This window comes from Ruoffia sp. FAM 26255, from assembly GCF_045528525.1.
GTDB lineage: Bacteria > Bacillota > Bacilli > Lactobacillales > Aerococcaceae > Ruoffia > Ruoffia tabacinasalis.
The window spans coordinates 1-9,981 of the sequence record NZ_JBGQQX010000069.1 but is presented as its reverse complement, the minus strand read 5'-3'; the positions used below and the strand labels follow the sequence as shown (position 1 = coordinate 9,981).

Here is a 9,981-nt window from a genome sequence, read left to right as displayed (position 1 = left end):
TGCAACTGATGAAGAGATACAAGGTTGGGCAACGAAATTAAATACACGTCCCAAAAAATGTTTGAATTGGAAAACACCTTATGAAATCTTTTATAAAACTGTGTTGCACTTAATTTGACAATTTAAGGTATAAAAAAAGCACCCAGCTGGGTGCTTTCAAATACGATGTTAAATTTTTAGCTTATTCAGCAGTTGGTTCTTCAGATAGTAAGTAGATATCTGACCATTTCAAGTCCGAACCAATTTGAGTATCCCATTGGCTTACACGGTTATTAACAGCTGTTAATGTGTAGCGGAATAATGTTGGGATTGTTGGAACTTCTTCAATCATATATTCTTGCCAGTCATAGAATGCTTGTTGACGGAATTCTTCATCAAAGGATTCTTCTGATTCAATGGCTGCTAACAATTCATCATTTTCTTCTGTTGCCCAACGTGTGAAGTTAAATGGTGCAGAACGACCATATAAACCACTTTGGTTTGGATCTCCACCAACACCGAAAGCAGCTTGAAATACATCGATGGCTGGATCGTCTGCTTCAATACGTTCGTAGAATGAATTAGATTCCATTAATTGTCCATCAACGAGTTCAACGTTAATACCGATTTGTTGCCAAGATTGGATGTAATATTGAGCAATCGGCTCAGCCGTTTCTCCACCGGACATTGAAGCGAAACCTAATGTAAATGGTTCTCCATTAGGGTCTTCAACAAAGCCGTCGCCATCGTTATCTACAAAGCCTGCATCAGCAAGTAATTGTTGAGAACGTTCTGGATCAAATGTATATCCCTCTTGTTCAGCATTATGATACTCTGTAAAGTTTGGTGTAATATGTGAATTAGCGTTTTGGCGTAATCCATAATAGAATTGAGTTGCAATTGCGTTATTATCAATCGCATAAGCCATTGCTTGACGTAATGCTTTATTTGATGTGACACGTTCTGGTTCTGGTACAACTTCGCCGTTCTCTTCATCCCATGTCCCTTGTTTGAACCCGATATAAGTAATAGCGTTCTCTAAGAATCCAACAGGAGTAAAGTTCGTTGCATCAGCATATGTTTCATATTGGTCAGCTGGTAATGAAGCAATATCATAGTTTCCAGCTTTTAATTCAGATACGATTGTAGAAGAATTTACTACTTCAATAACCATTTCATCGATGTTAGGACGTCCATCATAATACTCGTCAAATGCAGTTAAAGTTACCGCTTCACCTGGTGTGATCGATTCTACTTTAAATGGTCCGAAACCAACTGGGTTTTTACGAACATATTCGCTATCTTCCAATTCAGCCACTGGTACTTCACCTAGTAGATGTTCTGGTTCGATATAATTAGAAACACCACCACCAGCTTGAAGCATTGAGTTATTAAATGTATTATATGTTACTGTTAACGTGTAATCATTCACTCGTTCAAGACCTGAAATTTCTTCAGCATCTCCATTGTGGTACTCTTCCATACCAGCAACGTTTTGGAAATCTGATCCGTAACGAATTCCAGTATAATCAGGATTACCAATAACGTAGTATGGGAAGATTACGTCATCAATTGTAATTTCTTCACCATCATGCCATGTATGTCCTTCTGGAATAGTAATCGTTACTTGGCTGTTCTCTGGATCCATTTCGATATCAGCAAATCCTGAATTATCAATAGTGAAGTTCTCATCATATCCATAAAGTCCTGGATTAAAGAAATTAATAATTTCACTATCTGGTTGACCAGTGTATAATAAGTTGTTAAGAACTCCAGAAAATGTACTATCTGATACTAAAGCGTAATTTAAAGTACCACCTTCGATAGGTTCACCTTCATTTTGTACTAAAGTATCAAACTCTAATACCCCATCTTCTCCTTCTTCTTGAGCTGAGACTAACTGCGTCGTAGGCCCAACTAAAGTCGAAGCAAATGTCATAGCTAAAGTTGTTAGTGAAACATATTTTTAAATCGATTTTTTCATTAAAATCCTCCTATAAAATGATTTCCCTAGCATTAGAATAAATAAAAAAAATTATACAATTTTAATGCAAGCGGTATAGTACATTTTAAATCATTATCGCTTTAATATCTATAGTTTTAGGTTATTCTTATTGGCTTTTAATCATTTTAATTATAATGCAATTTAATAAAACTTTTATATTATAGACTTCATTATTCCTATACACTTTCCATATTTTTTTCTATTAAATGAATGGATTTATATATATATAAAAATTTTAATATATAAGTTATGTTTCATCAAATTTTACACATAACATTAGAAAAAAACTCATAAAAAAAACCGAGCGACGCATCGCTCGGTTCTAAAAAATAGTATTTGTAACTGTTTATCCAAGACGTTGTTTTGAATCAGCCACACGTTGGAATGCTTGTCCCATATAGTTAATACTTAACATTAGTGCTAAGATTACTCCAACAGCGGGAAGCCATACCCATACTTTGTTTTGAATAACATCTGGGTTGTTCGCCGCAGCGATTAAAGTACCTAAACTTGGTGTTTCAGATGGTAAACCGAAGCCTAAGAAAGTTAGACCTGTCTCAATACCGATATTACCTGAAAGACCTAACGTTAAGCTTGTAATGATTAATGAACTTAAGTTCGGCATTAACTCTAGATACATAATTTTCCAATCCGGTGTTCCCATCGTTTTAGAAGCGCTTATATAATCTTTAGACGCCTCACTTAAAGCGGATGTACGGAACAATCGAACTCCTCCGGCCCAACCTAATGCTGATAGAATAGCAATGAGTGACCACATATCAAATCGACGAACAATTGTTACGATTACAATGATTAATACTAATGGTGGTAAAATAATGATGAAGTCGACAATACGCATCATAATATCTTCTACAAATCCACCATAGTAACCTGCGATAATTCCTAAAGCAATACTAATAATTGATGTAATAATAGTTACGGCAAAACCAATAAATATACTATTACGTGTACCAATAATTAAGAGTGAGAGAACATCTCGTCCACCCTCTTCAGCTCCAAGAATAAAACCATTTTCTCCTGGTTCAGCATATCGACTAAATAAATCAACTCTAGTTGCTGCATCATGATCGACAACCATCGCACCAATGAATGCAATTAAGATGATTGCAATGAATACAAATAACGCAACGATTGCTGCCTTATCTTTGACAAACTCTCTTCGAATGACTTCGAATCCCATAGGAGGTAATGCTTCGCCTTCAGCTTGAGCTACCTCTAACGACTGATCTAAAGCTTCTTCATTTATCATTTGATCTTCTTTGTTATATTGTTTTTCTTCTTTATCCATGAAACATTCCTCCTTTCTAGTTGATTCGGATTCTTGGGTCAACAAATATCATAATAATATCTGATATTAACGTTCCCAATAAAGTCATAATACCGAATAACAGTACAAGTGTCGTCATAACTGTAAAGTCACGTCCAGTGATCGATGTAATAAATAGTTGTCCCATACCTTGGTAAGTAAAGATTTGCTCTGTAATTACTGATCCTGAAATTAATCCAGTTAAAGTATATCCCATACTTTGCGCAATCGGTAACATTGAGTTTCTGAAGATATGGCGACTATAAATCTTACTCATCGGTACACCTTTTGAACGAGCTGTACGTACGTAATCTTGTGATTTAGCATCTACAACTCCAGTTCTTAAGTACTGGATGATACCAGTCGTACTTAAAATACCCATTGTAAATGCTGGAAGAATCATATGATAAATTCTAGAACCAATATATTCTAATGTTCCTGGTTGAATACCAGAACCTACAGTACCACGAGTTGGGAACCAACCTAGTGTATAACCAAATAGCCAGATAAATAATAGGCCTAATACGAAAGACGGTACTGAATAGGTTACAAAGTTATAAACGTTAACTGTACGATCAAAGAATGAGTTTTGGAATCGACCTGATAATAAACCTAATGGTAAGGCAATTCCATATGTAATAATGACAGTTAATAATGATAGCCATAATGTTGGTCCGATACGTTGGCTAATAATTTGAGCTACTGGCATACGGTGTGCCCAACTACGACCGAAGTCTCCTTGTAGCGCGCCGCTCATCCAATCAACATATCTTTCCGGCCATGATTTATTTAAACCTAATTGTTCACGCATTGCTTCAATTTGATCAGCAGAAATAGTTGGATCCACTAACCCAGTCAGTGCATCCCCGGGCATCATTGCACCTAGAACAAATACAATAATACTTAGGATAAACACTTGGGGAATCATAAGAACAACACGTCTTAATATTGTTTTCCACATAGTATTAAGCGCCCCCTTCTAAAGTCGAAGCTACATCTTTTAAAGCAACTGAATGAGTATCAGAGACTGCTTTTAAGTCATAAACTCGACCATTTTCACTAAAGTATTTTGATTGGTTTTCTTGATATACCTTTTCAACGCGTAAACGGTTCTTCTTATGCTCATCACGATTGTTAGGATCGATTTGAGGAATAGCCGAAAGTAAACGACGTGTATAGATATGTTGAGGATCTTCATAGATGTCCTCTTTATTACCGTACTCTGTGAAGCGCCCACGATACATAATCGCAATTTCATCACACATGTGTTTTACAACACCTAAATCGTGTGAGATGAATAAATAACTAACGTTATATTCTTCTTGAATTCTCTTCATGAAGTTAAGAACTTGAGCTTGAACTGATAAATCTAGTGCCGATACAGGTTCATCTGCGATAATTAATTTAGGATTAATTGCCACAGCTCTCGCTACACCGATACGTTGTCTTTGTCCACCAGAGAATTGATGCGGGTATTTAGTTAAAGCATCTTCTGTTAAACCAACAATATCTAAAAGCTCAATCATACGGCGACGTTCTTCATCTGGTGTCATATTCGTAAAGTTACGAATAGGCTCAGCTAAAACGTCAACGATTCTTTTTTTAGGATTAAAACTTGACATAGCGTCTTGGAATATCATCTGAACATTTTGACGATAGTCTGAGCGGCGTTTACGAGCTTCTTTTGAAACATCTTTGCCGTTATAGTAAATCTCGCCAGATGTAATCTTTTCTAATCCAACAATAGCTTTACCAATTGTTGATTTACCAGATCCAGATTCCCCGACTAGACCGTAAGTTTTACCTTCTTCGAATGATAAGTCTACACCATCAACTGCATATACATAATCTGTGACTCTGTTAAGGAAGCCACTACGTATTGGATAATGTACTTTTAAATCTTTTATCTCTATTAATCCAGACATTATTCAACCTCCTCAGGGAAGTAGAAGTTTTCATGACAAGTACAACGTACCCAATGACCTTCTGCTACTTCGTGTAATTCAGGATTATGCTCATGTTCCTCTTCATTAATCCAAGGAATTCGGTGAGCAAAACGACATCCTGTTCTTGGTAGATTTGTGATTGACGGAACTACACCTTGAATAACATGTAGTTCTCCTGATTCTTCATCCACTAAATCATTAGATTGTGGAATTGATCTTAATAATGACCTTGTGTATGGATGTTTAGGATTATTAAATAACTCTTCCACTGTTGCGATTTCCACAAACTCACCTGCATACATTACAGCTACTCGGTCAGCCGTTTCAGCAACTACTCCTAAGTCATGGGTAATTAAGATAATTCCTGACTCTGTTTCTTCTTGAATTTCATTTAATAAATCAAGAATCTGTGCTTGAATCGTAACGTCTAAAGCTGTTGTTGGCTCATCAGCGATGATGATACCTGGTTTACATGCTAAAGCAATGGCAATAATAACACGTTGTCTCATACCACCTGAAAGTTCATGTGGATATTGTTTTGCCATACGTTTTGGATTGGCAATTCCCACTTGATCTAATAATTCGAGGATACGATTATGACGTTCCTTTTTATTTAATTTAGTATGATAAAATAATGGCTCTTCAATTTGTGCTTCAATCGTCATTAACGGGTTTAATGAAGCTAATGGATCTTGGAAAATCATTCCAATCTCATCACCACGAATTTTTAGATATTCTTTCTCAGACATGTTTAAAATGTTTTTGCCTTTATAGTTAATTTCGCCTGTTTGTTTTGAGTTTTTTGGATCATGAAGACCTACAATCGCAGTTGCGAGTGTACTTTTACCAGAACCAGATTCTCCAACGATTGCTAATTTTTCGTTCTTAGATAATGTTAATGACACACCATCAACTGCATTATAGTAATCATCTTTAACACGGAATCCTATTTCTACGTCTTTCATCTCTAATATAGTCTTGTTACTTTCCATAATTTCCCTCCGGTGTCCTTTATAAAAAAAGAAAAACACTACTTATTTAAAAACAAGCAGCGTTGTTTTTTTATATATTGCTAAAGATAGAACTATTTTAATTCATCGATGTATCTTACTGCGTCACCTACTGTAGATAACTCTTCAATTCTTTCGTCATCGAACTGGATATTGAAGTGATCTTCTAATTCCATAACAAGTTCCACAACATCCAATGAATCAGCTCCAAGGTCTTCAAATGTCATTTCTGCATTTACTTTATCTTCTTGAACACCGAAACGATCTACAATCATTTCCCTTACAGTATTTAAAGTATTTTGATTTTCACTCAATTGATACACCTCCGTTCATTATAACAAATTTACATTATATAACATGATACAAATAATCATCTCATTTGTCTATCATTTTTTCTAATTAATTATATCTTTTTTTATATTTTAATATGTATTAAAGTTCATATAGGAAGCAATACGTCTGATGTCTTTACGCATTAAAAAAATTCTAATTTTCAAAATAATTTACAGCATCTTGAACGACACCCGCGCTTACAACTGTTCTTGCTTGACGAATCGCATTAAATATTGCTTCGTCGTTGGAAGATCCGTGTGCTTTAATTACTGGAGATTTTACGCCAAGTAAAACTGCCCCACCTTGCTTCGTATCATCTAGATTGTTAAATGTTTCTTTTAATGAGTCTTTAATTAAACCTGCACCAATTTTTGTTTTTAATCCAGAGTTTTTTAGCGTATCAAGTAACAATCCAACAACACTTTTAACTGTTCCTTCCAGAGTTTTTAAGACTGCATTACCTGTAAAGCCATCCGTAATGACGATATCAACTTCTCCGGTTAAGATAGACTTCGCCTCGACATTCCCAATAAAATTAATATTATCTAATTGCTTCATTAAATCGAAAGCCTCTTTAGTAATTGAATTCCCTTTACCTTCTTCAGTTCCATTGTTTAATAAACCAATACGTGGATTTTCTACATTTAATACATTTTTAGCGTAAAAGTTAGCTAATACTGTAAATTGTTCTAGATTAACTGGTTTCACTTCAGCATTTGCTCCAGCATCCATTAGGATCACTTGGGGTGATTCTTTTGATACTGTTGGAATAATTGGCATTAATCCAGGACGGTCAATATTCTTAATTCGTCCAACAACTAGTAAACCAGCGGTTAATAAAGCACCTGTATTACCGGCAGATAATAAAGCATCTGCTTTACCTTCTTTGACATCACGTGCAGCAACAACCATAGACGAATCTTTCTTCCGACGAATGGCTCTCACGGGTTCATCTTCTCCAGTGACAATTTCAGTTGTGTGAATGACTTTAATACGGTCATCTTTGACTAAGTATTGTTCAATACTTTCACTATCACCATATAAATTAATTTGGATATCGTTGAATGTTTTTATTGCTAAATTTGCGCCATCAACAATGGCTTTTGGTGCATTGTCGCCACCCATAGCATCGATTGCAATTGTAATCATTTTATCCCTCCACTATCTTTTTATTTCTATCTATACTAAATTTTTATTTGCTGGTTTGTCAACCAATTAATGATTGCATTAATTTCCTGATCTTCTAACTCTAAAGGATGATTTAAATACCACGTAACTTCATCCTTGGCTACTTTGTGGATATGTTGATCTTCGAAAAGGTTCGCATACTTAAATTGAGGAATCCCGCTTTGGGCTAAGCCTAAGATATCACCCATCCCGCGTATCTTCATATCTTCTTGACTTATAATGAAGCCATCCGATTCTTGTTCCATAATTTCAAGACGCTTTTTACCTTGTTCAGTTGTAGGTTTACCAATTAAGTAACAATAACTTGGTAGGTTACTACGTCCGACACGTCCTCTTAATTGATGCAACTGAGCTAAGCCAAAGCGTTCAGCTGAATGGATAACTATAATTGTCGCATTAGGTACATCGACGCCGACTTCTACCATCGTTGTTGCAACTAGAATTTGAAGTTTATTTTGTTCATAAGCATTCATCACTTGTTGTTGGTCATCTTTACTCAATTGACCGTGTAAAGCTCCTACATTCCACTCTGGAAACTGTACGGATAATTTTTCTTTAATCGCATTTACATTCTCAATTTGTTCTAAATGTTCAGATTGATCAATGATGGGAAGAACATAGTATATTTGGTGTCCCTCTTTTAATTCTTCCACCATTTTATTATAAAGGAAATCGAGATTATCATCATCGATTAATTTTGTTTCAATCGGTATTCTCCCTTTAGGTAATTGAGCAATTGTTGACACCGTCATATCCCCATAGATTGTTTGGGCTAGTGAGCGTGGAATTGGAGTCGCTGTCATTTGTAATATGTTTAAAGTTTCTTCTGCTTCAACTTTCTCCATTAAAGCATGACGTTGATCTACTCCAAACCGGTGCTGCTCGTCAATAATTGCGATTCCTAATTGCTTATAAGTCACAGCGGGTTGAATTAAGGCATGCGTTCCAATGACAATTCGTATTCTTCCACTTGCAAGTCCATCTAAGACGTCTTTCTTCTCTTTAGCTTTCATTGCACTAACTAAAATCTCGCTATGGTAGCCAATGTCTTCAAAAATCCGATTAAAATTCACAACGTGTTGTTTGGCTAGAATTTCAGTTGGAACCATTAAGACAGCTTGATATCCAGCTAAAACCGCAGCCATCATGCCTAGAAATGCAACAAGTGTCTTACCACTCCCCACATCCCCTTGAAGCATGCGACGCATTGGATATGGCGCTAATAAGTCATAGCAAATCTCATTGACAGCCTTTTTTTGTGCTTCTGTTAATTGATAGGGTAATTGCGTAACGATTTCCTTTAAGTCATGATTATCATACAAGACTCGAATCCCCGTCTCTTTTTGAGATTGTTGCATGGTAGCTTGAAGTCGCCATTGGTATAAGAAAAACTCTTGAAAAATAATTTTTCGCTCAGCTTCTTTAAACTCTCGGGCATCTTTAGGAAAATGCATTTGATATAAAGCTTTATTTAACGGCAGCAATCGGTACTTATGATTAATATTATCAGGAATGACTTCAACTATTGAAGACGAGCTCGCTTCAAAGGCTGACTTTATAGCTTTAATAATTTGAGTTTGTTTCAGACCTTTTGTCGTCGAATAGACTGGATTAAAATCACCATTATCTTCATTTAATTTAATAATCTTCATACCTAAGAGATTTTGTCGGTCACTTTGCCATTTTCCAAAGATTGCTTTCTCTTGACCGACTTCAACACTCTTTGCTAAATAAGGTTGGTTGAAGAAAGAAACACTAATAATATTATGCTCATCAAGACTCATTCTGAATGTCAATCGACTCTTACGTCCTCCAAAGTAATTTACAACTGCTGGAGTCATTACCGTCCCTTTAAGTGTTACCTTCTCTCCATCAAGAATTGACTCAAGCGGTCGTGCTTGTAAATCTTCATATCGAAAAGGAAAATGAAACATTAAATCTCGAATAGTATTCACACCTATGGAAGCAAATTTGTCCGTCACAACTGGACCAACGCCATTTAGTTTATTAATTGTTTCATTCCAATTTAATTGATCCATAATTGACTCCTTTTTGTCATGGTTGATATCGAGTAGGAGACTAGCCATTATTTGACTAGTCGACCTCTCACACCACCGTGCGTACGGTTCCGTACACGGCGGTTCAATACCTTGCGTAAGCAGACTCTACCAATTCGCTTAGTGGAACTAAGCC

General features: G+C 35.9%; 8 protein-coding genes and 1 pseudogene. 1 reads left to right on the top strand and 8 read right to left on the bottom strand.

Features of this window, described 5'->3' with window-relative positions; all coding sequences use genetic code 11:
• Positions 1-118: pseudogene (locus tag ACEN31_RS10335) on the top strand (IS30 family transposase); the annotation flags it as partial.
• Positions 119-181: 63 nt separating this feature from the next.
• Here the strand turns inward: ACEN31_RS10335 and ACEN31_RS10330 are convergent.
• From ACEN31_RS10330 to recG, 8 genes are all read right to left on the bottom strand, one after another.
• Positions 182-1,918 carry an oligopeptide ABC transporter substrate-binding protein gene (locus ACEN31_RS10330; protein ID WP_407109365.1) on the bottom strand — a complete coding sequence of 579 codons (1,737 nt, stop codon included), beginning with the start codon at positions 1,916-1,918 and terminating at the stop codon, positions 182-184.
• A 412-nt stretch (positions 1,919-2,330) separates the two neighbouring features.
• Positions 2,331-3,254, bottom strand: coding sequence for an ABC transporter permease (locus tag ACEN31_RS10325; protein ID WP_212746711.1), 924 nt, complete (start codon positions 3,252-3,254; stop codon positions 2,331-2,333).
• A gap of 55 nt (positions 3,255-3,309) precedes the next feature.
• Complete coding sequence (gene opp4B / locus ACEN31_RS10320) at positions 3,310-4,272, bottom strand: oligopeptide ABC transporter permease (protein ID WP_407109364.1); 963 nt, start codon at positions 4,270-4,272, stop codon at positions 3,310-3,312.
• 4 nt (positions 4,273-4,276) lie between these two features.
• The gene (locus tag ACEN31_RS10315; RefSeq protein WP_407109363.1) at positions 4,277-5,236 is read right to left on the bottom strand and encodes an ATP-binding cassette domain-containing protein; all 960 of its coding nucleotides are present in this window, start codon (positions 5,234-5,236) and stop codon (positions 4,277-4,279) included.
• Positions 5,236-6,249: an ABC transporter ATP-binding protein gene (locus ACEN31_RS10310; RefSeq protein ID WP_197104862.1), complete on the bottom strand. Its 1,014-nt coding sequence runs from the start codon at positions 6,247-6,249 to the stop codon at positions 5,236-5,238. The genes ACEN31_RS10315 and ACEN31_RS10310 overlap by 1 nt, the downstream gene beginning before the upstream one ends.
• Positions 6,250-6,341: 92 nt before the next feature.
• Complete coding sequence (gene acpP, locus ACEN31_RS10305; RefSeq protein WP_197104863.1) at positions 6,342-6,581, bottom strand: acyl carrier protein; 240 nt, start codon at positions 6,579-6,581, stop codon at positions 6,342-6,344.
• 172 nt (positions 6,582-6,753) lie between these two features.
• A complete protein-coding gene (gene plsX / locus ACEN31_RS10300; protein WP_197104864.1) occupies positions 6,754-7,749 on the bottom strand; it encodes a phosphate acyltransferase PlsX in 996 nt (331 codons plus the stop codon).
• 35 nt (positions 7,750-7,784) lie between these two features.
• The gene (gene recG / locus ACEN31_RS10295) at positions 7,785-9,875 is read right to left on the bottom strand and encodes an ATP-dependent DNA helicase RecG (protein WP_407109362.1); all 2,091 of its coding nucleotides are present in this window, start codon (positions 9,873-9,875) and stop codon (positions 7,785-7,787) included.
• Positions 9,876-9,981 lie beyond the last annotated feature (106 nt).

Bases quoted from the DNA above. Each gene is read 5' to 3' on its own strand.
- opp4B (WP_407109364.1), bottom strand. From the start codon at position 4,272: ATGTGGAAAACAATATTAAGACGTGTTGTTCTTATGATTCCCCAAGTG.
- plsX (WP_197104864.1), bottom strand. From the start codon at position 7,749: ATGATTACAATTGCAATCGATGCTATGGGTGGCGACAATGCACCAAAA.
- recG (WP_407109362.1), bottom strand. From the start codon at position 9,875: ATGGCTAGTCTCCTACTCGATATCAACCATGACAAAAAGGAGTCAATT.
- ACEN31_RS10315 (WP_407109363.1), bottom strand. From the start codon at position 5,236: ATGTCTGGATTAATAGAGATAAAAGATTTAAAAGTACATTATCCAATA.
- ACEN31_RS10310 (WP_197104862.1), bottom strand. From the start codon at position 6,249: ATGGAAAGTAACAAGACTATATTAGAGATGAAAGACGTAGAAATAGGA.
- ACEN31_RS10330 (WP_407109365.1), bottom strand. From the start codon at position 1,918: ATGACATTTGCTTCGACTTTAGTTGGGCCTACGACGCAGTTAGTCTCA.
- ACEN31_RS10325 (WP_212746711.1), bottom strand. From the start codon at position 3,254: ATGATAAATGAAGAAGCTTTAGATCAGTCGTTAGAGGTAGCTCAAGCT.